This window comes from Chloroflexota bacterium, assembly GCA_016887485.1.
In the GTDB taxonomy this organism is placed as follows: domain Bacteria; phylum Chloroflexota; class Anaerolineae; order Anaerolineales; family Anaerolineaceae; genus Brevifilum.
The window spans coordinates 1,619,688-1,642,059 of the sequence record CP069394.1 but is presented as its reverse complement, the minus strand read 5'-3'; the positions used below and the strand labels follow the sequence as shown (position 1 = coordinate 1,642,059).

The window sequence follows — 22,372 nt, the reverse complement described above, 5'->3', positions numbered from 1 at the left end:
GGCTGGCCCTTTACTGTTTGGGTTTGGGTGAATTATAGCACTCGCGTCCTCGCTCCGGTTTGGGATTGGTTTCCTGATACCTCGCTATGCTATACTCTGCTTAGAAAACGCACCTTCCCGGCAGTTGGAACTTATCGGTAGTTTGGGAGCAATTACGTTGAAAAAACCTCTCTGGCATATGATCATAATATGGCTGGCTATGCTGCTGATCCTGGCAGCGGTTTTCCCCTTGCAGGGAGCAGTCTCAGCACATGAGACCGGCGGCGAAGACCCGGAAGTGGACCCCGAGCTGCTGGCAGAGGCCAGCCGTTCGGATTCGCTGGACTTTCTGATCGTCTTTGGCGGTCAGGTGGACCTTTCCGCGGCTTATGAGATGGATTGGTCGGCACGCGGCTGGTATGTCTATGAGACGCTAAAAACCAATGTGGATTCAGCTCAGGCGGAGGTGCGGGCTTATTTGGATCAGGAGGGGATCAGCTATCAGGCTTTTTGGGTGCAGAATGTGATCGCTGTAGAGGGTGCCACGCAGGCTGCCTTTGAAGGGCTTTTCACCTTTACTGAGATTGAAGCCCTGAGGGTCAACGCCAAAGTAAGTTTGGTGGAGCCGGTGGAGATTTCTGCTGCCGAGAGTCAGAACGCGGACCGGACGTTGGAGAGCAATCTGCTTCACATCAATGCGGATGATGCCTGGGGGCTGGGCTATGATGGCGCCGGCCTGGTTGTGGGGAGTATCGATACCGGTGTGCGCTATACCCATGAAACCCTGGTGGATCACTACCGCGGCGCTTTGGGTGGGGGCGGATTTGATAATAGCTACAGTTGGTGGGATGCGGTTGATGACCAGATCGTCCCCTATGATGACCACGGCCACGGCACGCACACGACGGGCATCATGGTCGGCGATGACGGGGGTAGCAACCAGATCGGGATTGCGCCCGGTGCGGAATGGATCGCCTGTAAGGCAATTGAGAGCAATGGGTCAGGATATGACGCTGACCTGTTGGCTTGTGGGCAGTTCATGCTGGCACCGACGGACCTGAGTGGCAGCAACGCCAACCCGGACCTGCGGCCGCAGGTGGTGAATAATTCCTGGGGCGATTGCGGGCAGAGCTATGATGATTGGTATGAGGGCACGATCACAGCCTGGGAAGCGGCGGGCATCTACCCTGTTTTCGCCAACGGCAACGCCTCAAATTGCACCTATTCCCAGCCGCCGGGATTGAACACCGTGGGGAATCCAGCCCGGGGCTATAACGTCACGGGGGTGGGCTCAACCGGACTGAATAATGGCGAATATGCCATCCATTCAAATTGGGGGCCGACCGACAGCCTGGATACCCTCAATCCCAATGGCTATCCGGACCTGAAGCCCCAGGTCGTTGCGCCGGGGGTGACGATCCGCTCTGCCGTGGCGTCTTCCGACACCAGCTATGCGACGATGAGCGGGACATCCATGTCCGCACCGCATGTGGCCGGGCTGGTCACTTTGATGTGGCAGGCAGGGACCTGCCTGGTGGGGAATTACGTCCAGACGGAGACACTTTTGCAGGACAGCGCCACACCCATCCCCTATGACACGGGCAGCGGCGAAGTATCGCCCAATTACGCCACGGGCTGGGGAGAGATTGACGCGCTTCAGGCGGTGCTGGATGCCAGAGATTATTGCGGGGATGCTGCTCTGGTGGGGATGGTGACCGATTCGAGCACCTCCCAGCCGATTGAAGGCGCTATAGTGACGGCGTTGGCGCAGGGAGATCCCCAGAATGATCGTGAGGTGATGACAGAAGCGGATGGAAGCTATGTTGCCCCAGTGTATAGCGGCGAGACCTTTGACCTGACCGCATCGGCGTATGGTTATTATGATCAATCGGTAAATGATGTGATTGTGCCTGCGCCAGGGGTGGGAGTGCAGAATAACTTTTCGCTGAGCCCCAAAGCTGCAGTGACTTTGAGCGGGACGGTCACGGATGGCAGTGGTCAGGGGTATCCGCTCTATGCCCGGCTGACCTTTACGGCGGGAAGCCATCAGGAAGTGACCTTTTCCGATCCCTTTGAAGGGACCTATGCCATTGAGCTTTACGAAGATGTGACTTATACGGTTGAGGTCAGCGCGGTGCTGAATGGCTACCAGACGGTGTCGGAGACTGGCCTGACCTTCACCGCCCCAACAGCCGTGCGAGATTACGCTTTGTTGGTCGGTGATTATTGTGAGGCCCCCGGCTATTTGGTTGCCAATGGCTTATATGAGCCTTTTGATGCGCCAAGCCTTCCTGCCGGATGGTCTGTGATAGATCATGCCGGGGAGGGCGTCATTTGGCGCTTTGATGACCCGGCCAAACGCAGTAACCGGACGGGTGGCGAGGGTGGTTTTGCTGTGGCTGATTCCAGCTATGCGGGTTTGAAACACGTGGGCTCGTCGCTGATCTCCCCTTCGATTGATTTCAGTGGGCAGGGGCTGGTGGTGTTGGAATTTGATCAGGATTTTGCGATCTATCCTCTTTCAACTGCGGAAATGGCAGATGTGGATGTGTCCATCAATGGCGGCGCATGGGAAAATGTGCTGCATCAGGAGGAGGACGCCATTGGGCCAAACCACCAGACCGTGGATATCAGCGTCTGGGCCGGGTGGCAATCGGACGTACGTATCCGGTTCCATTATTACAATGCCATTTTCGACTGGTGGTGGCAGGTGGATAACGTCCGCCTGGGGCCGTATGACTGCGCGCTTGAGCCGGGGGGCGCGGTTGCTGGCTTCGTCACGGATTTTGATTCGGGATCCCCAATTGACCAGGCGATAGTCTCAAGCCCGGATGGCAGCACCCTGAGTGAGTCTACGCCGAATGACCCGACCCTGGCGGACGGCTTCTATTGGCTGTTCAAGCCGCTGGCGAGCAGCCCGCAGACGATGACGATTACCGCTGAAATTGAATCGCATATCCCGGAGACAGTGGATGTGGAGGTCTCCCTGGGCGCGATCGTCCGGCAGGATTTTGCCCTGAAATCGTTCAAAAGCCACTTCCCCTTGTTTATGAAGTAGACCAATCTATTGATTTTCACTGCGCTGGCTCGCAGGTATAATCACCCGCATGTCCAACGCACCACTCTACACCGTGATTACCCTGGCAGAAGCCCTGCAGGATCCCGCCACGCGGGATTGGCTGCTGTCCACAGGCGTTTCCCTCCCGGATGACCTTCCGCCGGGTAAGGATACCGCGCCGCTGGAGATGCAGGCCATTTTGGAGGGCATTTCAGGTCTGCGGATAGTATACAAGATCACGGCGACCACCTGGCAGGCCTCAATCACCAGCCGGAAGGACGTGAGCTGGGCCAGCCTGCGGTTTACCGCATTCACGGGTGACCTGGAGCTGCCGCAGAAGTACTGCTTTGATGGGGGTTGGGATGAGGTGATCCTGTTGATCGCCAGCCGCGTGGCAAGACACTCCGGTCCCTTGGTGCTATTGCATGATTCCGGCGCCGCGCCCCAGGTAGTTTACTAGATTATTCGTACTCCGTAATAATTGGAATTAAAACGAGACGCTGAAACCGGAGCTTCAGCGTCTCTGATCATCATGAGCTGGTGGTTGAGAGGATTCTAGGAGCGAGCGCAGCCACGCAGGAGTGTCGGGCCGCACTTATTAGAAAATGGCCACCAGCAGGAGGACGGGCAAAGCAAGGACAAGACCCACGACGATGAGCACCGTAAACACCACTGCCAGAATGGCGAAAACTAAACCCAAAACGCCGCCGATCAGGCCGAATACCAGCCCGAAAATCCCTTTAATTAAACCAAGTATGGCATGCATAAGACCTCCAATTACTATAAAAATTCGTTATTTTTTTCTTTCACTACAATATACGGCGAATGGAAAGAAAAGTTGCAGATAATTGGGGAATCATTGCTTTATTTTTGTTATGGATTCGCGTTTGGTGCGTTTGCCTTCAATTCCTCCCGGTGGCGGCGATATTCAATGATGGGTCGGTCGGCATGGATTAACCTTTCAGGCATGCCATAATCTGACCGGGGAGGCTGCTGGGTGATGACCACTGTTTTATCCTGTTTCAAAATCACTCTTGACCCCAGGGCTGTTGCTAGATTGACTAAATTCTTGATAATGGGGACCTTGATGAAACTTTGATAGTAGCGGAGATAGAATTTTGTGTGGGTATCGTCAACCGGCACAAATGCAATAAAAATTCTGAAGTCATCACTTAAGCGGTTCATCCAGATATTGGGGAATCTAAAATAGAGGAGGGCAGGTTCTGGCTGTTTGGGTAGATCGCGCTGGAATTTTGCAGGTTGACCATTTTCCGCACGATTTGTGACCCAAACCTTTAGGGTTTCATGCTCGAGCACAGTTACGGGGCCATCGGATACGATCCTATTTCCTCTTCCAATGGTGTTGTAATGAACAAAGGGCAAGTGAAAGACATCCAATTGGTTCTCAATTGCTCGAGAATAATGGACAGGCCAGAGGTCAAAATCCCTCCCATAACTGAAATTTTCATCTAAATCTGAAAACCAGGGCAGATCCGGGTAATTTTCTTGCGGCTTTCCCCACCAAAGCCAAATAAAATCGTGCGCTTCTCTAAGCGGATAACCAGCAATCTTGAACTCGGCTGGGATTGGGTTGTTTTTTCCCCTGGCAGGGATATATTGGCATTTACCGGTTTCATCGTATTCAAATCCATGAAATGGACATTGAATATGATCATGGAGGATTTTCCCCGCGCTTAAGGCCGCCCCGCGATGCAGACATTTATCTTGGAGGCAATTAGGATTGCCGTCCTGATCCCGCCAGAAAACCAATTTTTCACCCATCCGAGTCACGCCTATCGGTTTGCTCTTTGAAATTTCTCTGGATTCAAGGATCGGATACCATTGATTTTTTATCATCGCATCTCCTAATTTTTATTTCAGTGTTTCTTTATATGCCGCCAAAGCCCTGTCACGTGCAAAAGCATGGTCCACGATTCGCTCCGGATAAGTTTGGTCGGGTTGGAAGCCATACTCCCGGCATTGAGCCGCGGAGAGCTTCCAGGGTTCGTGCCGGAATTTGGGCGGGAGCGCGGCCAGTTCAGGCACCCATTGGGCGATATATTCCGCGTCAGGGTCAAATTTTTGGCCTTGCAGAACGGGATTGAACACTCGGAAATAGGGCGCGGCGTCGGTGCCGGTGCCGGCGGACCACTGCCAGCCGCCGTTATTGGCTGCCGGGTCGCCGTCTACTAATTGCGCCATGAACCAGGCTTCGCCTTCCTGCCAGTTGATCAGCAGGTCTTTGGTGAGGAAGGAGGCCACGATCATCCGCCCGCGGTTATGCATCCAGCCGGTCGCCAGCAGCTGGCGCATGGCGGCATCAACCACGGGGTAACCGGTCTGGCCTTGCTGCCAGGCTCGAAGGTCAGCGGGGGATTGCCGCCAGTGGATGTTGTTGTAGGGTTCTCTGAATGCGCCGCGCATCACTTTGGGGAAGTGGTAGAGAATACTGGTATAGAATTCCCGCCAGATCAGTTCGTTGATCCAGGTTTGAATTTCCTGTCGGGTGGAGTCGTTTCCGCCCTGCAGGAGCGCAAGCTGTGCCCCGGCGAAACACTCACGGGCGGAGATTAGCCCAAAACGGAGATAGGGGGACAGGCGGGAGGTGCCGTTGAGGTCCATCCGGTCACGTTGGCTCTGGTAGTGGTGCAGGCCATTGGCGAGAAAATTATCCAAACGTTGATGGGCGGCTGCGCTGGACGCTGGAAAGTCAGGAACCGGCTTAACGTTTGGGAGGGTTTCGGATTTCAAGTTAGCTGGCAGCGGTGGTAAGGATTTGGGCGAGGGCAAGCAGTCCATCGGCGTGGGTAGGGGGTGTTCCAGCCATTTGCGCTTATAGGGAGTGAAGACTACATAGGGTGTGCCATCAGACTTGAGGACGGCGCTGGGATGCTGCAGAACCTCACCGGACGTGAGGGTCAGGTCCAGTTGACGGGCGATGGCGTCATCCCGCTCTCGGGCCAGGGGGCTGAAATCTTCCTGGGCGAAAACTCGTGCCTCGTCAAGGTCAGTGATCAGGGCTGGGAGTGCATCTACTGCTGGACCCTGCCGGAGGATCAGGCGGCTGCCCAGGGCGCGTAGCTGCGCGTTCAGGTCCGCCAGAGCGCTCAGGAGAAAAGCGCGCCGTTTGGTGGCGGCCTTTGAGAGCATCTCCGGTTCGAGAATGAAGAGGGGAATGAGGGTCTGTGCGCCTTCCATTGCGGCGGCAAGCGCCGGGTTATCCTGCAGGCGAAGGTCTCTCCGAATCCACCAGATGTTGACCATCTTCACACTCCTTTCCCTTCTATTTTATAACAGCCTTGTCTGCTGCGCTTGGATTTGTTCAGGGTTAAAAGGAAAGCCGCCCGGCTAGCGGACGGCTTCACTTTTGGCTGTAGCACCCTTATCGAAGATCATCGAGGAGGGGTGCCACAGCCGTTGTCAAGTAACTACTACTGTCTATCATGTACACCACCTCCTCATTTCGTGGGATCGCATCTGAAGCAGATGAGGCTGCATTGTTATGAATTAAGTATCACATAGGCCCAGTCGCTTGTCAATAAAAAGGCGTTGTGGGGCGAAAAGGGCCTCAGAATGCCAGTTCGTCAACACTGATGACGCGGTTGGTCCTGCCGGGATAACGCAGACCACCGATCGTGATATTGAAGGCCTGGATGATCTGAGTAGCCTTGATCGTTTCGCCGTTATCCAACTCAAAGTCGTCGGTCGTGTGCGCATCTTCAATCAGGGTCAGGTCGTAGCCCTTGTCCAGGGCAGCGTAGGCTGTGGATTGGATGCACCAGTTTGTCAGCACGCCTGCCAGGACGATATGGGTGATGTTGAGCCGGGCCAGGGTGTTCTCAAGGTCGGTTTCTTCAAAAGCTGAGTTGAAATGTTTTTCAATTTGGATTTCATTGGGGAGTGGTTCAAGCGGCGGGATAATCTGCCAGCCAGAGCTGCCAGGGACCAGTTTTTGATTGACATGCTGGATCCAGATGACAGGAATGCCCCTTTCCCGAGCCTTTTTGAGAGCGAGCCGGGTGTTTTCAATGACAGTACCTTCTTTCCAGGCTGAGTCGATGACATGGACCTGCATATCCACGATCAATAGGGCGGTTCTATTACCTTCACGTATGGTCGCCATCATTTCCTCCGCTGACTCATTTAGTGCCATTATACAACTTACTGGTAAGGAAAATTCACGGCAAACTGATGAGATTTGATCTTACTGAGGATTGAACTCAACTCTAAATCCATGCCTGATATAATGATAACGTTGGACCATATTGTGAGGAGGATTAGCATAATGAAATATCGGAAATTTGGATCCCTGGACTGGAAAGTTTCTGCCTTGGGTTTTGGCGCGATGCGGCTTCCGGTTCTGGATGATGACAGCGGAAAGATCAATGAACCACTGGCGATGGAAATGATCCGCCATGCGATTGATTCCGGGGTTAATTATGTGGATACAGCCTATCCCTACCACCAAGAGCAGAGTGAGCCCTTTGTGGGCAAAGTCCTCAAGGATGGTTATCGGGATAAGGTCAAATTGGCGACCAAGATGCCCTCCTGGCTCGTGAAAGAGGCAGCAGATTTCGACCGGCTGTTGGAAGAGCAACTGAGGCGGCTGGATGTGGATCATATTGATTTCTATTTGCTGCATGCGCTCAACGCCCGCTGGTGGGCGACTTATAAAAAGCTGGATGTGTTCAGCTGGGCTGAGAAGAAAATGGCGGAGGGGCTGTTCGATCATCTTTGTTTCTCCTTCCATGATGATTATCCGGTCTTTGAAGAGATCGTGAATGGTTACGATAACTGGACGCTGGCGCAGATCCAATACAACTATATGGATACAAATTATCAAGCTGGAACCAAGGGATTGAAACTGGCTGCGGATAAGGGCCTGGCCGTAGTTGTGATGGAACCCCTGCGGGGAGGACGGTTGGCGAAGAATCCCGCCCCGCCTAAGGTGGAAGAGGTCTGGGCTAAGAGCGAATATGATTGGTCTCCGGCAGCCTGGGCGCTGCAGTGGGTCTGGAATCAGTCTGAAGTCTCCACCGTTCTGAGCGGCATGAGCACTATGCAGCAAGTGGAAGAAAATTTGGAGACGGCCTCGCATTCCGGCATTGACCAGCTTACAGCACAGGATCTTGCACTGATTGCGAAAGCGAAAGAGGCCTATGAGTCCCTGGCGCCGATCCCCTGCACACAGTGTGAATACTGTCTGCCATGTCCGAATGGCGTTTCGATTCCCAAGATCTTCGCGATTTATAATGAAGCGATTATGTACGATGAATTCAGCGACTCCCGCTGGATATATATGAACCAGTTCTCAGCTGAGGCTCGAGCGGATAACTGCATCGAGTGTGGAGAATGTGAAGCGGTCTGCCCGCAGAGCATTGAGATCATTGATTGGCTGGCCAAGGCGCATGAGGTCTTGCAAGTAAACGAAAAATAAATCCTCATGTTCAAAGTGAACACTTCGACCCCGGCATATACCGGGGTCGTTTGGTTCCCTCCTGAGGGTGGGTTTTCCTTGCATGGGTAGGGTGAACCCTCTATAATGAACGGATGAACGAGACACCAAAGAAAACCGATAAAACTTTTCCCTGGCGCTGGATCCTGTTGGGTCTGGCTTTCCTGTTGACCGCCGTTTGGCTTTTTCTGACACCGAGTGGGCTATTGGGTAAGGCGCAGGCCGTTGGCTATGCGGTCTGTCACCAGATTGACCACCGTTCCTTCCACTTCTTTGGCTATACCTTTCCACTATGCGCGCGCTGCTCGGGAACCTTCCTGGGCGCGATGCTGGGGCTGATCTATCAGTCTGCATTCGGCCGCAAGGGAAAGATGCCCAAGCCGATCGTGCTGGTGTTGTTTGGCCTGATGGCAATCGCCTGGGTTTTGGATGGGAGCAATTCTTTCTTGATGATGCTGCCTGGCGGGCATGCCGTTTACACCACCCAGAACTGGACCCGCCTGGTAACTGGCACGGGGATGGGGCTGGCGATCTCGGCAGTTTTACGGCCGGCCTTTGTGCAAACAGTCTATCGGACCTGGGATGATGTATCCGTGTTTGATAATTGGAAACTGCTCATGGGGGTACTTGGGGCTGCAGCGGTTTTGGATATCCTGATTTTGTTGGAAATCCCCTGGATACTATACCCATTAGCCTTGATCGGGTCATTGGGGGTGGTAGTGCTGCTGACGATGATCTATAGCATGGTGTGGGTGATGATCACCAATCATGAAAATCAATATGCCCGGCTTCGTGATTACTGGGTGCCAATGGTCGGGGGATATATCGTGGCGCTGCTTCAAATTGGGATCATTGACCTGTTGCGGTTTATCTGGACGGGGACCTGGGCGGGATTTTCCCTATAATACGTTGCAACTTTGAGGTGGGTTAGCCGTATAATATTAAGAGAAGAATGTGTTCGAAAGGATTAATATTTAAATGGATATCTTAGCTGCTTTTGGCCTCTCAGCCAGCGCTGGATTGAATGCGTATATTCCCCTGCTCACGGTTTCATTGCTGGCCCGCTTCACAGACTTGATCACGCTTTCTGATCCATGGTCTGCGCTGGAATCCTGGTGGATTATTGGTTTGCTGGTGGTGCTTTCATTGGTGGAGTTCTTCGCCGATAAGGTGCCGGCTGTGAATCATGTGAACGATATTATTCAATCTTTCATCCGCCCGGCTGCCGGTGCGATCCTGTTTGCTGCCAGTGCAAACGTGGTAACTGAAATCCATCCGGTCCTGTCAATGGCGGCAGGGCTCTTGATCGCCGGCGGCGTCCATGCAGTCAAAGCTTTAGCGGTTCGACCCGCTGTGACAGCCACGACCGGCGGCACGGCGAACGTGCCGGTGAGCGTGCTGGAGGATGTGGTCTCGACTGTGGTGTCAGTGGTCTCCGTTCTGTTACCAATTTTGGTAGCGGTGTTCGTCGTGCTATTGGGGATCCTGATCATATGGTGGACCACGCGTAATACTGTGGATGAACGCGACCTGCCCTGAGGTGATTTTTATTTGACCTTTGGAAGGTTGTTGTTATAAAATTTATTATAGAAAAGGAGTGAGATCATGTCTTATCAATCTGGAAATCAGTATCAAACGACGTCCTCGCTGGCTGTGATCAGCCTTATCGGCGGGATCGCCAGCTATTTCATCCTGCCAGTCTTGGGTGCCATCGTCGCGATTATTACCGGTGGGATGGCTAAGAAAGAAATTCTCAATAGCGGCGGCACGATTGGTGGCCTGGGAATGGCTAAATGGGGTGTGATCCTTGGGTGGATCAATGTCGGTTTCGGCCTGATTGGCATCTGCCTTGCTGTATTGGCTTTCTTAGGTGTTTTAACGGTGCCTGCTTGCCTAATTCCTTTTGGAAATATGGACTTTAGCTACTAAAAATTAATTCTGCAATTTTCATTCTAAGGAGAAATTATGTCTGAAGAGATTAAAATGCCCAATCCACCCGAACCAATGGAACCGGAACCCGTTGAAAAGAAGAGCAAAACCTGGCTTTGGATCCTGCTGGCAGTCCTGGCAGTCCTGATCCTCTGTGGTTGTGTGATCGTGGTTATTGCTGTTGTGGTCTTCGCTATCTCCGGAGAAATTGATTACTATCTGTTTAATCAAATCTCCACCTTGCTGAGCCTGGTCTAATTTAACAGACCTTTCCAAATACGATAAAAGAAAAGAGACGCCGTAGGCGTCTCTTTTTGGATATATCAGGTTGTCACTCTGGCCAAGCCGCCATTTTTGGCGAGTTGGATCAGTTGATCAAGCGCCTGACGGGCTTTCTCGCTGGTTTCCTGATCGAGTTCAAGGTCAGCGAACTCGTCTTCATCCAGAATGAGGTAACGGCCATCGGGATAGGCCAACAAATCCAGAGCCAGGTCCACATAGGTGACCCGGTCGGCTGTGATCTCGGCTGGGTAGGTCACATTGCAATACCAGCCTTTGATTCGGTCATCGTCCTTATCGTGGATGGCGAAGATGTTATACCAGCGGTCGGCATAATAGCGTTCCACAAAGCGGTCGTTCTCGCGTAGTAGGATCTCATGAAAGAAGAAGTCGTCGCGGTTGAAACGGGCTTCGATCAGGACGCTGTGTTCAGTTTGATCAAGGACACGACCATCATAGCGCCAGGTTTCTTCGTGGAAGGTGTTAAGTTTGATGATATCCAGAATTTTGGCTGCGTTGTTCATTCCTTTTCCTTTCCATTTTCCAGGCAGAGCAGGTCTTCGGGTTTATAGGAAACCGTTAAAGTCTCTCCAATGGCATGGGGTTCCTGCAGCAGGACCTGGAAATTGGGTTCGGTCTCATTGATTTTCAAGGTTACCAGATATCTTTCGCCCTGGAAGACCTGATCGGTCACTTTGCCAGTGACCTGGTTGGTTCCTTCATTATTATCACTGATTTGAGCCTGGCCGGGGCGGAAAAGGAGCGTGGTCTTATTATGTGGCCTGGATGAGCCTGATTTGTTTGCCTGGAACTGACCCAGCGGGGTTTGGATGGTGAGTGGAGCCCGGTTGACCACCTGACCCGGCACCAAGTTGCCTAGGCCGAAGAACCTTGCCACCCAGACATTTTTCGGCTGGTGATAGATCTCATGAGGTTTGCCATCCTGCAGGATCACACCGTCATGCAAGAGGAGCAGGCGGTCGGCAATGGCAAAGGCTTCCTCCTGGTCATGGGTGACGTAGATTGCGGGGATTTTGGTCTCACGCAGGATTCGGCGCAGTTCACGGCTGAGCTGCTCCCGCAGGGTTCGGTCCAGGGCACCAAGGGGTTCATCCAGCATCAGCAGGCGCGGTTCAGGCGCCAATGCCCGGGCCAGGGCGACACGCTGTTGTTCGCCGCCGGAGAGCTCCGTCACCTTGCGCTGGGCAAAGTTGGTCATATGGATGGTCTCCAAAGCGGCATCCACCTTCTTTTGGATTTCTTCTTTCGCCAATCCCTGCATCCGCAGACCAAAAGCGATGTTTTCGCTCACGTTACGATGGGGAAAAAGGGCATAATCCTGAAACATCAGGCCAAATTCGCGCTGGTGAACGGGGACGTTGGTAAGGTCTTCACCATTCCAGGTCACCTGGCCGGCCTCGGCTTGTTCCAGCCCGGCGATAATTCGCAGCAGGGTGGATTTGCCGCTGCCGGATGAGCCCAGCAGGCAGACGGTTTCATCGTTCTGAACGGTGAAGGAGACCTTTTTTAGCAGGGGTTGGCCTTCGAATGTCTTTTCGATTTCGTGGATGGAGAGCATTAGAAAATTTCCTTATCCGGCAGGCGGAGCCGTTCGATCAGGAAGATGCCGGCTGCACAGACCAGCATCAGGAGGGTGGACATCGCCAGCGCCTGGCCGTAATTGAGCGCGCCGGGCTGGGAGATGTAGCGGTAGATCGCTATGGGGAGGGTGGGGAATTGCGGCCTTGTGAGGAAAGAGGTCGCACCAAACTCGCCCAGTGAGATGGTCAGGGCAAAGATCATGCTGACCAGAATGGACGGCGCCATCAGGGGCAGGTCCACTTCCCACCAGACTCGGAACGGCTTTGCGCCCAATACACGGGCGGCATTCCGGAGAGAAGCGGGGATGCTCTGCAGCGCTGGGCCTAATGTGCGTACCACGAAGGGCAGTGCGATCAGGCTGTGGGCGATGGGCAGCAGGATGGGGAAGGTCAGCGTGCTGAAGGGTGGTTTGTTGAATACGATGATGAAGCCCAAGCCGAGGGTGATGGCCGAAGCGCCAAGAGGCAGCATCAACAGTGGGTCAAGGATCGCGTTCAGGCGGCTGGGTTGATTTTGTCCGTAGGCCACCAAAGTCCCCAGGAAAACCGCAATTGCAATGGTGATCAGCGCAAACATCAGGGAATTGCGGGCAGCTTCGATCGGTGGGACATAAAAGAGCGAGCCGCGGGGATTTTCCCAAAGGGCAGTGTAATACTGCAGAGTGAATCCCTGCTGAATCTCGCCGCGCTCACCGCGATTGGCATCAAGCTTCACCACTGACCGTAACGCCAGGGCTGCCAGAGGTGAGACCAGGAGGGTGAAGAGGGTGATGACCAGCACTACCACGACAAAAGTCTCAAAGCCGCGTTTGGGCTTGCGGATGGGCATAGTTTGGGCGCGGGTGGAGGATGAAAGCACATCTTTGCGGTTGATCCGGTTGTGACCAATGGTGATGATCAGGGTACAGATCAACTGCAGGATGGAAAGGATGGCAGCCAGGGGCAGGTTCAGCAGGTGCATGGCCTGGATGTAGATATCCACTTCCAGGGTGGCAAACTGGGGACCGCCCAGCATCAGAATCACGCCAAAGCTGGTGAAATTGAAGAGGAATACCAGCAGAGTGGCGGAGAGGATCGCCGGCCGCAGGAGGGGCAGGGTGACTTCGCGAAAAGTTCGCCAGGGGCCGGCGCCCAGCACACGGGCAGCCTGCTGGAAGCGGACGTTCTGGCGGGACCAGGCGTTGCTGACCACTCGAATGATGATTGTTGTGTTGTAGAAAACATGGGCGGTCAGGATTGCCCCAAAGGTGTTGAGAAATTGAATGGGGGGCGAATCGAGGTTGAATAGTGTCATCATCCCCAGGTTTAACCAACCTCGGGGTCCCAGCAAGGCGTTGAACCCGGCAGCCACCACAACAGTTGGCAGGATGAAAGGCAGGGTGGAGAGCAGCTTGAGGGTCTTCTTGCCCGGGAAGGTAAATTGTGCGAATAACCAGGCACTGGGCAGACCAACCAGCAGGGTTAGCAGGGTGGAGAGGGTCGCTTGAAAGAAGGTGAACCGCAGCGGCTCCCAAACCTGACTCCAATTCAGAGCGGAGAGGTCAAAGCCCCATTCCGGCGATATCAACAGGTTGAAGATTGCCAGCAGCGGCTGATAGAAGAAGACGCCCAGGAAGGCGGCGGGCAGCAGCCAGAAAAGCGCTGCCCGCCAGGTGGGTCGTTTGAAGAGTCCGCGAATGCGGGCTGAGTGCAAGGTCACTGCAGAACCGTCTCCGTCCAGGCGTTGATCCAGGCTTCCCGGTTGGCATCAATCAAATCCGGGGCCAAGGTTGCGGGCTGGGTGGGGATATCCACGTTATCCTGAAAAGCAACGGGTAATTCCGCTTCAGTGCTGACCGGGAAAACGAACATCTGCAGGGGGATATCCTCCTGGAAGGTGGGGCTGAGCATGAAGTCAATGAACTTCTCAGCCAGGTCACGGTTCTGGGTACCTTTGAGGATGCCGGCGAATTCGATTTGGCGGAAGCACGTATTGGGGCCCACGATGGAGGCTGTGGGGGCTTCTTCAATCGGGGATTCGGCGTAGACGACCTCGGCAGCGGGGCTGGAGCCATAGGAAACAACCATTGGCTGAGGACCCCGTCCGGAGGAGCCGCTGAAATTTGTATAGTAAGCAGTCTCCCAGTCGTTGACGACCACCAGGCCGTTATCGACCAGCTGCTGCCAGTAAGCCAGATAGCCGTCTTCACCAAATTCAGCGATGGTTGCCATCAGGAAGGCCAGCCCGGGGGAAGATGTGGAAGGATTTTCGACGGCCAGCAGACCGGCGTATTCCGGTTGAACCAATTCTTCCAGGGTGGTTGGGACGGTCAAGCTGTTATCTTCGAAATAGGCTTTGTCATAGTTGATGCAGACATCACCATAATCAATTGACAGGGCAGAGAAACTCGAATCAAGCTGGAATTCCTCAGGCACCTGGGCGAGGAGCGGGGATTGGTAGGATTCAAAGATCCCGCCTTCCAGCGCACGGGTCAGGAAGGTGTTATCAACCCCATAGAAGACATCTGCCAGGGGATTGTCCTTGGAGAGGATGGCTTTGTTGAGGGCTGCGCCAGTGTCGCCGCTGCGGACGAATTCAACTTTGACATTGTTCTCGGCCTCAAATTGGGCGATAACATCTTCACTGATGGCGAAGGAGTCGTGGGTCATCACGGTCAGGGTGCGGGTTTCTGTCGCGGTGGCATCAGGGGATTGCCCGGTGCAGGCGGCCAGGATGCCGGCGATGACGATTAGGATAAGAAGTGATTTCTTCATTATTTTTTGGAACCTTTCTATTGATTGGTTGTGTTGAAAGTATGGATGCAAAGCAATATACCGCTATCGATTGTGACAGAAGCTGTTGTGGTGGTCATCAGGTTGCTGATGCCGCGGGTTCGGTCGGGATAGAGAGTTTCGTGGTTGAGGGGGTAGGCCATTTTATCTGTTAAGACACCTGGTACCGGCCCCATTAGGGGAAGCAGGGAGACGGTTTGGCCGGGCTGCCCGGTGATGACGGCGTGATCTCGGATCAGGAAGACCTCCTGCGAGCCATCCATCAGCCGGACATCGATATCCGTCAGAGATGCTTGGGTCAGCAGGAGGATATTGCCGAGGGTCTGGTCCAGCCGGCCGCCAATGGCTGCGACGATCCAGATGGTCTGAGGATGATGTTCCAGGGCGGCCAGGATACCGAGTTCAAGATCGGTTTCATCTTTGGCGATGGGGTAGCGCCGGACCGGGACGCCCTGCGCTTCAAATTTCTGGACATCTTCCGGAATAGCGGAATCCAGGTCGCCGAGGATCAGGTCGGGGGTGAGACCCAGGGAGACAATGTGGCGCAGACCGCCATCCACCGCGATCAGGATATCCGTGGGCAATAAACGGGTATGCAGCTTCTCCGGCTCTGGCAGGTCGCCATTGACAAAGAGAATGACCCTTTGATTGTCTTTGAGCATAGAAAAACACCCTCTCTTGACGGGGAGGGTGTTGATTAGTTAACAAGTCTTATCCCTCCGCCGGCATTATCCGGATCAGGTCTTGCGGGTCGAGGACCGAATGTCCTCCTCTCAGCCTGAAAAATCAGGCTCCCCGTTCAACTGTTGCATGTTTCAATTTACAAGTATCCTACCATACCTTTTGGCAGGATGTCAATTTTCAAGAGTGCTCACATTACCATTGTGGTTCATATTGGTCGTTTTTCCGACCTTTCCCAACGGTTAGCGCGACGATCACACCAATTACGAAGCCGCCGATGTGGGCCCAGAAGGCCGTACCACCCACATCTTGCGTCATACCCAATGATAGGACTCCGTTGAATAGCTGCAAAATGAACCAAAACGCCAACAGGATAGAGGCCGGGAGCGCTCTGAGAGTCATAAAGAAGCCGATTGGGATGAATGTCTGGACCCGGCTGTGGGGATAGAAGACCAGGTATGCCCCGAGGACGGCGGCAATCGCGCCGCTGGCCCCGACGGTGGGCAGGAGAGAAGTGGGATTTATGAAAGCGTGAGTAAGGGCTGCGATAACGCCGCCGGCCAGGTAGAAGAGCAAGTAGGGGACGTGGCCCAGGCGATCCTCGACATTATCACCAAAGATCCATAGGTACAGCATATTCCCGGCCAGGTGCAGCCAGCCTGCGTGCATGAACATGGAGGTGAAGATGGAAGCGAGATTGCCCGGGTTGCCCGGTGCGGCCAGGAAGGTGGCTGGGGTGAAGGCGAGCTGGGAGAGCAGGGCGGTGTTTTCCGTCGTTGCCCCTGCGAGCCATTCAAATACGAAGATGATGATATTGATGGTGATCAGCAGGTAGTTGACAACAGGTACGCGGCGGGTCCTGATTTGATCGCGGATTGGAATCATGGTGATTTTGCTCCTTGATATTTGAGAGTTATGAATGAAAAGCGTTGATTAGTTTGATAGGCTGATTTTACCTTAGACATTTAAAGACGAGAATGGCCATTGCGTGATGTCATTTCCGACGTAATAACGATTTTTTAAGGTTAAATCCCCGAAATGGCTTGACATTTGGCATTGATAAAATTATAATGAATACAAATAAATAATAATTATAAATAAAACACGAGCAGGATATGTTTAAAAGAAAACGACATTTTCAAAAGAGAATGTCCGGACCAAAGACATAAAAACCAAAAACCAAATACTAAATAGGCGAAATGGAGAAAAGTATGGAAATTCAAGAATCATCAACAGTCATTCCGATGCCCCGCATTGGCGATAAAGCCCCTGAATTCAAAGCTGTCACCACGCAGGGTGAGATCAACTTCCCCTCAGATTATAAAGGCAGCTGGGTGATCCTCTTCAGCCATCCCGCTGACTTCACCCCCGTTTGTACCTCCGAATTTATGACCTTCGCTTCCCTGGAAGAGAAATTCGCCAAAGCCAACACCAAGTTGGTTGGTCTCTCAGTTGACGGCCTTCACAGCCACATCGCCTGGCTCCGCACGATCAAGGAAAAGATTGAATATCATGGCATGAAGGATGTTGAAGTCAACTTCCCGTTGATCGAGGATATCTCGATGAATGTTGCCCACAAATACGGGATGATCCAGCCCAATGAGAGCGGCACTCAGGCTGTTCGTGCTGTGTTCTTTATCGATCCCAAGGGCATCATCCGGGCCATCATTTATTACCCGCTGAGCCTCGGCCGCAATTTTGATGAAATCTATCGGGCCGTGATCGCTATGCAGACCGCCGATGAATTCAAAGTTGCCACCCCCGCAGATTGGGTACCTGGTGAGGACGTGATCATTTCTCCTGCCGGCACCTGCGGTGCTGCCAAGGAACGGATGGAAGATACGAGCAAGTTTAAATGCTACGATTGGTTCTTCTGCCTGAAACCATTGGACAAGGTTGAAATTGAAAAAGCGCTGTTGAAGAAATAAGCCTTACGAAATAAGAATTGCCAAACAGGCTGCTCACAAGTTGAGCAGCCTTTGGTTTTAAGGGCGGAGTGGATATATGTCATCTTGAAACCGAGAAAAAAGGCGGGATATGATGGGCTGCGAAAAAAAAGGTAAAAATAATAATAGAACTTTTATGGACGTGACTAAGATACTTTGATAGGATAGTTTGCTTAAAACTTGTGAACCTGTATAATACGCTGTGCCCGTAAAGTTGTTTTGCCGGATTAAGCCTGCTCTGGGTAATTAGCGTAACCGCACCGATTTTTGGTTTCTCGTTGATCTTGCTTTCTCTATGGATGAGACAGGCCTGGCGGTTTTTTTTCAGGGACTCCAATTATTTGTTAAATTGACTACTTACCGATTTAATAGAGTTGATGTCCGTCTATTTTTGGGTTTTATTGAGAGCCAGTTGAAATTTTTGGTCAAATTGTGCTATGATGGATGGGCGGGTGATAAAAACGGATAGATAGCTTGACTCTTCCCCCTCAATTTGTTATAATGACAACTTGCGCTTTGCGCCTGCTTATTTATTTAAATGGATTATCGATTATAGATTAAATCCCGGCAATCTTAGCTTACCAGGAGTGCTAATGGCAGAATTATTGCCCACCAAATCGTACCGACGAATTCCAGTTGGTCTGGAACTCCCCAAATTGATTCAAGTTCAGATGGATTCCTTCTTGCGGCTTAAGCGAGAAGGTTTTACACAATTATTCGGTGAGATTTCTCCAATCGAATCGTACAACAAGGGAATGCAGCTTTATTTCCCCAGCGACGATGAGATCTCGAAGGAATGGGACCTGAAGTATTGGTTCGAAGACCCCAAGAATACCATTGAGGAATGTCTCGAACGTGACCTGACCTATGCTTCGCCGCTGTATGTCAGCGTGCTGTTGAAGGGTAAGGACATCCAAGAGCCGATTAAGTCCGATCTCTTCCTGGGTGATTTTCCGGAGATGACTCCCAAGGGTACCTTCATTATTAATGGTACCGAGCGTGTGGTTGTTTCCCAGTTGATCCGCTCTCCCGGTGTTTATTTTGAGCGTGAAGTGGACCGCACTACCGGTCGGTTCCTTTCCACCGCCAAAATGATCCCAGATCGCGGGGCCTGGATGGAGTTTGAGACCCGTAAGAACGATTATGTGATCATTAAATTCAACCGCAAACGCACTACCCCTGTGACCGTTTTCCTGCGCGCTCTGGCAGCCGTGGATGATGGCATGGGTGACTTTTCCCCGATCAAGACCGGTAACGATGAAGAATTGATCGAACTCTTCAAGGATGTCGATACCAATCCCGACCGGCTGTTCATTCCTTCTTCCATTAACCAGGAACCTGCCTGGGAATTGGATGGAAACCGGACAGTGGCCCAGGCCGCGCTGATTGAATTCTTCAAGCGCTTACGCCCTGGCGACCCGCCAACCCTGGAGAATGCTAAGGAATTCCTGGAAGAGCAACTCTTTGATCAACGACGCTATGACCTCGAACGGGTCGGGCGCTATAAACTGAACCAGAAACTGGATCAGGAAATCCCGATCAGCCACCGGACGATCACCAAATCGGATATCCTGCACATTGTGCGCCGGATGATCCAGATCAACAACGGTGTGGTTCGTGAGGATGATATCGACCATCTCGGCAACCGCCGAGTGAAGACCGTTGGTGAATTGATCCAGAATAAACTCCGCGTGGGCTTGCGCCGGATGGAACGTGTCATCCGTGAGCGTATGTCCATCCGTGATCAGGACCAGGTTTCACCGACCAGCCTCGTGAACATTCGCCCAGTTGTGGCGTCCCTGCGAGAGTTCTTCGGTTCCAGTCAGTTGTCCCAATTCATGGAAGAAACCAACCCGCTCTCCGAGTTGCGTCACAAACGGACCCTCTCTGCTTTAGGCCCTGGCGGTCTGCGGCGTGAACGCGCTGGCTTTGATGTGCGTGACGTGCATCACACCCACTATGGCCGGATCTGCCCGATTGAGACCCCTGAAGGTCCAAACATTGGTCTGATCGGCCGTATGGCGACCTACGCCACCGTCAATGAATATGGCTTCATTGAGACACCTTATCGCAAAGTGGTCAAACAGCTCAAACCGAAGGATGACCTGGAAGGTCACGAGCTTCGGGAAGATGTGAAAGACCCCAAGACTGACAAGGTGATTGGCGTCAAGGGTGAGCGTATTGACAAAGACCTGGCGAAGAAACTGGCGAAATTGGACGTTGATTTCATCCTGATAACCCCCTTCGTCTCTGAAGTTTATGAATATCTCTCTGCTGATAAGGAAGATAAATTTGTTATCGCTCAGGCGAATGCATCTCTGAACGAGCACAAAGAATTCACCCGCCGTGTTTCATGTCGTTTGCACTCCGGCTTTTTGTTGGGGAACCCGGAACAGATTGATTATATGGATGTGGCGCCGCAACAGATCGTAGGCGTCAGCGCCGCGTTGATCCCCTTCCTCGAGCATGACGACGCCAACCGTGCGTTGATGGGCTCGAACATGCAGGCTCAGGCAGTTCCATTGGTGCGGCCTGAGGTCCCGATTGTTTCAACCGGTATGGAAGAATTCTCCGCTCTCGACTCCGGTCAGCTCGTTGTGGCTGATGACGATGGTGAAGTTGTGTCCGTGACGGGCCGGATGGTTCAGGTCCGTGAAAAGGGCGGTAATATCCATACCTATAACCTGCGGAAATACCGCCGTTCCAACCAGTCAACATGTATTGACCAACGCCCTGCTGTGATCAAGGGGCAGCGGATCCAAAAAGGCCAGATTGTCGGCGACTCTTCCTCCTCGGTGGATGGGAAACTTGCCCTCGGCCAAAACGTGCTGGTTGCATTCTTGCCCTGGGAAGGCGGAAACTTTGAAGACGCCATCCTGATCTCGGAAGTCCTTGTTGAGGAAGATCGGTTCACTTCTGTGCATATTGAGAAGCACGAAGTCGAAGCCCGGGACACCAAACTGGGTCCTGAAGAGATCACTCGTGATATCCCCAATGTCGGTGAGGATGCGATTCGCAACCTTGACGAACATGGCATCATCCGGATCGGCGCTGAAGTCGGCCCGAACGATATTCTGGTCGGCAAGATCACGCCTAAAGGTGAAAAAGAACTAACCCCTGAAGAGCGGTTACTCCGGGCGATCTTTGGGGAGAAATCCCGTGATGTGAAAGACACCTCCCTGCGCATGCCGCATGGTGAACATGGGATTGTGGTGGACGTGAAAGTCTTCACCCGTGAGGATAATTCCGACCTTAAAGCTGGTGTGGATATGATGGTGCGAGTCTCAGTGGCACAACACCGGAAGATCACGGCTGGTGATAAGATGGCTGGCCGCCACGGAAACAAAGGTGTTGTTTCCCTGGTAGTTCCGGTCGAAGATATGCCCTTCCTGGATAATGGCCGTCCTGTTGACGTGATCCTGAACCCGTTGGGTGTGCCTGGGCGTATGAACATCGGTCAGGTTCTGGAAACCCACTTGGGTTGGGCCGCAGAACGTCTCGGCTTTCGGGCTGTGACACCTGTTTTCGATGGTGCAACCGAGTATGAAATTGAAGCTGAGCTGGCCCGGGCCTGGATGATTGACTATGCCTGGGATATTGCTGCTGAGAAAGCCTGGGAATGGCTGGATGAGCAGACCTACGATCCTGAGATGATCCGTGACCAAGACGAAGTCCGCTTGCTCTATTTGGAAGAGTGGCTGGGCGATCGCGGCTATGATGTATACGAACTGGCCTCAAGCCAGACCTATGCCCGTAGGGTTGTATTAAAGGAATGGTTGCGGGATCAAGGTTATGACCCTGATTCGATCTTGGCCTTTGAAACTGATGAGATCCCTGTTGCCGGTCGTTTTGACCAGGATACACGGGCCATCGAAGCCTGTCTCCATCTCTGGATGGAACGCCACGGCGAGAAGGTCAAGAAGAGCCTCAGCGGGGAAGAACTGCGGGAAAAGGCTCGTGAGGTGATGGTGAAGGTCAATCGCCCGATGCCGACCCTCGGTAAGCAGAAGCTCCGCGATGGCAAATCCGGTGATTATTATGATCACCCGGTGACCATTGGTTTGATGGTTGTGATGAAACTGCACCACCTTGTCGAAGACAAAGTCCATGCTCGTTCTACTGGCCCTTACAGCCTCGTGACTCAGCAGCCTCTGGGCGGTAAAGCTCAATTCGGCGGCCAGCGTTTCGGTGAGATGGAAGTGTGGGCGCTGGAGGCTTATGGCGCCGCTTACATGCTCCAGGAAATGCTCACTGTGAAATCCGATGATGTGACCGGCCGTGTGGCGACCTATGAATCGATCGTCAAGGGTGAGCCGATTGAAGATCCTGGCATCCCGGCAGCCTTCAAGGTTCTGGTCAAGGAAATGCAGAGCCTCGGGCTGGCAGTGGAAGCTGTACTCGAAAGTGGTGAAGTGATCAAATTTGGTAAGGACGAGGATAAGGCCCGATTGCCTAACACACCTACCGGTTTGATTAGTATTGGGAGTGATATCTAAGAGGGACTCGGGCGGCTGAATCTCCTTGACGCCCCCCCTCACACATGGTAGAATCATCCCTCGTTACCTTCATTCTGGCCCTATAATGCCGGTCAGCATTTGGAGGCAAAATTGGATAGCAGCGAGGCCATCGACTTGCAAGATGATGATGGCCTCCCTTATTGGAAGAAGTCATT

The 22,372-nt window shown here is 52.9% G+C and carries 19 protein-coding genes and 1 riboswitch; of the genes, 9 read left to right on the top strand and 10 right to left on the bottom strand.

Translation table 11 applies throughout. The features are described 5' to 3' along the window. Window positions 1-157 precede the first annotated feature (157 nt). Window positions 158-3,037 (top strand): S8 family serine peptidase, encoded by a 2,880-nt coding sequence (locus tag JR338_07465; GenBank protein ID QRN82279.1) that lies wholly within the window; start codon window positions 158-160, stop codon window positions 3,035-3,037. 49 nt (window positions 3,038-3,086) lie between these two features. Next, window positions 3,087-3,497, top strand: a complete 411-nt coding sequence (locus JR338_07460; GenBank protein QRN82278.1) for a hypothetical protein — start codon at window positions 3,087-3,089, stop codon at window positions 3,495-3,497. A gap of 138 nt (window positions 3,498-3,635) precedes the next feature. Here the strand turns inward: JR338_07460 and JR338_07455 are convergent, their stop codons facing one another. From JR338_07455 to JR338_07440, 4 genes are all read right to left on the bottom strand, one after another. Beyond that, window positions 3,636-3,803 (bottom strand): hypothetical protein, encoded by a 168-nt coding sequence (locus tag JR338_07455; protein ID QRN82277.1) that lies wholly within the window; start codon window positions 3,801-3,803, stop codon window positions 3,636-3,638. A 107-nt stretch (window positions 3,804-3,910) separates the two neighbouring features. Beyond that, on the bottom strand, window positions 3,911-4,894 hold the full coding sequence (locus tag JR338_07450; protein QRN82276.1) for an aromatic ring-hydroxylating dioxygenase subunit alpha: 984 nt from the start codon (window positions 4,892-4,894) through the stop codon (window positions 3,911-3,913). A 15-nt stretch (window positions 4,895-4,909) separates the two neighbouring features. Further along, window positions 4,910-6,301 carry a deoxyribodipyrimidine photo-lyase gene (locus tag JR338_07445; GenBank protein ID QRN82275.1) on the bottom strand — a complete coding sequence of 464 codons (1,392 nt, stop codon included), beginning with the start codon at window positions 6,299-6,301 and terminating at the stop codon, window positions 4,910-4,912. A gap of 304 nt (window positions 6,302-6,605) precedes the next feature. Then, window positions 6,606-7,190 carry an isochorismatase family protein gene (locus tag JR338_07440; protein ID QRN82274.1) on the bottom strand — a complete coding sequence of 195 codons (585 nt, stop codon included), beginning with the start codon at window positions 7,188-7,190 and terminating at the stop codon, window positions 6,606-6,608. A gap of 132 nt (window positions 7,191-7,322) precedes the next feature. Here JR338_07440 and JR338_07435 point away from each other — a divergent pair, with 132 nt between their 5' ends. The 5 genes from JR338_07435 (at window position 7,323) to JR338_07415 (ending at window position 10,679) form a co-directional block, all read left to right on the top strand. Then, on the top strand, window positions 7,323-8,474 hold the full coding sequence (locus JR338_07435) for an aldo/keto reductase (GenBank protein QRN82273.1): 1,152 nt from the start codon (window positions 7,323-7,325) through the stop codon (window positions 8,472-8,474). A gap of 113 nt (window positions 8,475-8,587) precedes the next feature. Continuing rightward, window positions 8,588-9,397: a DUF2085 domain-containing protein gene (locus JR338_07430; protein QRN82272.1), complete on the top strand. Its 810-nt coding sequence runs from the start codon at window positions 8,588-8,590 to the stop codon at window positions 9,395-9,397. A 73-nt stretch (window positions 9,398-9,470) separates the two neighbouring features. Then, window positions 9,471-10,031, top strand: a complete 561-nt coding sequence (locus JR338_07425; GenBank protein QRN82271.1) for a DUF4126 domain-containing protein — start codon at window positions 9,471-9,473, stop codon at window positions 10,029-10,031. A gap of 66 nt (window positions 10,032-10,097) precedes the next feature. After that, window positions 10,098-10,421, top strand: coding sequence for a DUF4190 domain-containing protein (locus JR338_07420; GenBank protein ID QRN82270.1), 324 nt, complete (start codon window positions 10,098-10,100; stop codon window positions 10,419-10,421). A 36-nt stretch (window positions 10,422-10,457) separates the two neighbouring features. Then, complete coding sequence (locus tag JR338_07415; GenBank protein QRN82269.1) at window positions 10,458-10,679, top strand: hypothetical protein; 222 nt, start codon at window positions 10,458-10,460, stop codon at window positions 10,677-10,679. A 65-nt stretch (window positions 10,680-10,744) separates the two neighbouring features. Here JR338_07415 and JR338_07410 read toward each other — a convergent pair whose 3' ends face one another. The 6 genes from JR338_07410 to JR338_07385 all read right to left on the bottom strand — a co-directional run bounded on the left by JR338_07410 (window position 10,745) and on the right by JR338_07385 (window position 16,639). Next, complete coding sequence (locus JR338_07410; protein ID QRN82268.1) at window positions 10,745-11,224, bottom strand: DUF402 domain-containing protein; 480 nt, start codon at window positions 11,222-11,224, stop codon at window positions 10,745-10,747. Continuing rightward, the gene (locus JR338_07405; GenBank protein ID QRN82267.1) at window positions 11,221-12,279 is read right to left on the bottom strand and encodes an ABC transporter ATP-binding protein; all 1,059 of its coding nucleotides are present in this window, start codon (window positions 12,277-12,279) and stop codon (window positions 11,221-11,223) included. The genes JR338_07410 and JR338_07405 overlap by 4 nt, the downstream gene beginning before the upstream one ends. Then, the gene (locus tag JR338_07400) at window positions 12,279-14,000 is read right to left on the bottom strand and encodes an iron ABC transporter permease (protein ID QRN82266.1); all 1,722 of its coding nucleotides are present in this window, start codon (window positions 13,998-14,000) and stop codon (window positions 12,279-12,281) included. The genes JR338_07405 and JR338_07400 overlap by 1 nt, the downstream gene beginning before the upstream one ends. Continuing rightward, window positions 13,997-15,055, bottom strand: a complete 1,059-nt coding sequence (locus tag JR338_07395) for a thiamine ABC transporter substrate-binding protein (protein QRN82265.1) — start codon at window positions 15,053-15,055, stop codon at window positions 13,997-13,999. The genes JR338_07400 and JR338_07395 overlap by 4 nt, the downstream gene beginning before the upstream one ends. Before the next feature lie 17 nt (window positions 15,056-15,072). After that, window positions 15,073-15,735, bottom strand: a complete 663-nt coding sequence (locus JR338_07390; GenBank protein ID QRN82264.1) for a thiamine diphosphokinase — start codon at window positions 15,733-15,735, stop codon at window positions 15,073-15,075. 35 nt (window positions 15,736-15,770) lie between these two features. Continuing rightward, a riboswitch (TPP riboswitch) is annotated at window positions 15,771-15,881 on the bottom strand. Window positions 15,882-15,949: 68 nt separating this feature from the next. Further along, a complete protein-coding gene (locus JR338_07385) occupies window positions 15,950-16,639 on the bottom strand; it encodes a rhomboid family intramembrane serine protease (protein ID QRN82263.1) in 690 nt (229 codons plus the stop codon). A gap of 359 nt (window positions 16,640-16,998) precedes the next feature. Here JR338_07385 and JR338_07380 point away from each other — a divergent pair, with 359 nt between their 5' ends. Both JR338_07380 and JR338_07375 read left to right on the top strand, forming a co-directional pair. Beyond that, a complete protein-coding gene (locus JR338_07380; GenBank protein QRN84383.1) occupies window positions 16,999-17,682 on the top strand; it encodes a peroxiredoxin in 684 nt (227 codons plus the stop codon). A 611-nt stretch (window positions 17,683-18,293) separates the two neighbouring features. Then, window positions 18,294-22,196: a DNA-directed RNA polymerase subunit beta gene (locus JR338_07375; GenBank protein QRN82262.1), complete on the top strand. Its 3,903-nt coding sequence runs from the start codon at window positions 18,294-18,296 to the stop codon at window positions 22,194-22,196. The last annotated feature ends 176 nt before the right edge of the window (window positions 22,197-22,372 follow it).

Bases quoted from the DNA above. Each gene is read 5' to 3' on its own strand.
- JR338_07460 (QRN82278.1), top strand. From the start codon at position 3,087: ATGTCCAACGCACCACTCTACACCGTGATTACCCTGGCAGAAGCCCTG.
- JR338_07455 (QRN82277.1), bottom strand. From the start codon at position 3,803: ATGCATGCCATACTTGGTTTAATTAAAGGGATTTTCGGGCTGGTATTC.
- JR338_07450 (QRN82276.1), bottom strand. From the start codon at position 4,894: ATGATAAAAAATCAATGGTATCCGATCCTTGAATCCAGAGAAATTTCA.
- JR338_07445 (QRN82275.1), bottom strand. From the start codon at position 6,301: ATGGTCAACATCTGGTGGATTCGGAGAGACCTTCGCCTGCAGGATAAC.
- JR338_07440 (QRN82274.1), bottom strand. From the start codon at position 7,190: ATGGCACTAAATGAGTCAGCGGAGGAAATGATGGCGACCATACGTGAA.
- JR338_07435 (QRN82273.1), top strand. From the start codon at position 7,323: ATGAAATATCGGAAATTTGGATCCCTGGACTGGAAAGTTTCTGCCTTG.
- JR338_07430 (QRN82272.1), top strand. From the start codon at position 8,588: ATGAACGAGACACCAAAGAAAACCGATAAAACTTTTCCCTGGCGCTGG.
- JR338_07425 (QRN82271.1), top strand. From the start codon at position 9,471: ATGGATATCTTAGCTGCTTTTGGCCTCTCAGCCAGCGCTGGATTGAAT.
- JR338_07420 (QRN82270.1), top strand. From the start codon at position 10,098: ATGTCTTATCAATCTGGAAATCAGTATCAAACGACGTCCTCGCTGGCT.
- JR338_07415 (QRN82269.1), top strand. From the start codon at position 10,458: ATGTCTGAAGAGATTAAAATGCCCAATCCACCCGAACCAATGGAACCG.
- JR338_07410 (QRN82268.1), bottom strand. From the start codon at position 11,224: ATGAACAACGCAGCCAAAATTCTGGATATCATCAAACTTAACACCTTC.
- JR338_07405 (QRN82267.1), bottom strand. From the start codon at position 12,279: ATGCTCTCCATCCACGAAATCGAAAAGACATTCGAAGGCCAACCCCTG.
- JR338_07395 (QRN82265.1), bottom strand. From the start codon at position 15,055: ATGAAGAAATCACTTCTTATCCTAATCGTCATCGCCGGCATCCTGGCC.
- JR338_07390 (QRN82264.1), bottom strand. From the start codon at position 15,735: ATGCTCAAAGACAATCAAAGGGTCATTCTCTTTGTCAATGGCGACCTG.
- JR338_07385 (QRN82263.1), bottom strand. From the start codon at position 16,639: ATGATTCCAATCCGCGATCAAATCAGGACCCGCCGCGTACCTGTTGTC.
- JR338_07380 (QRN84383.1), top strand. From the start codon at position 16,999: ATGCCCCGCATTGGCGATAAAGCCCCTGAATTCAAAGCTGTCACCACG.
- JR338_07375 (QRN82262.1), top strand. From the start codon at position 18,294: ATGGCAGAATTATTGCCCACCAAATCGTACCGACGAATTCCAGTTGGT.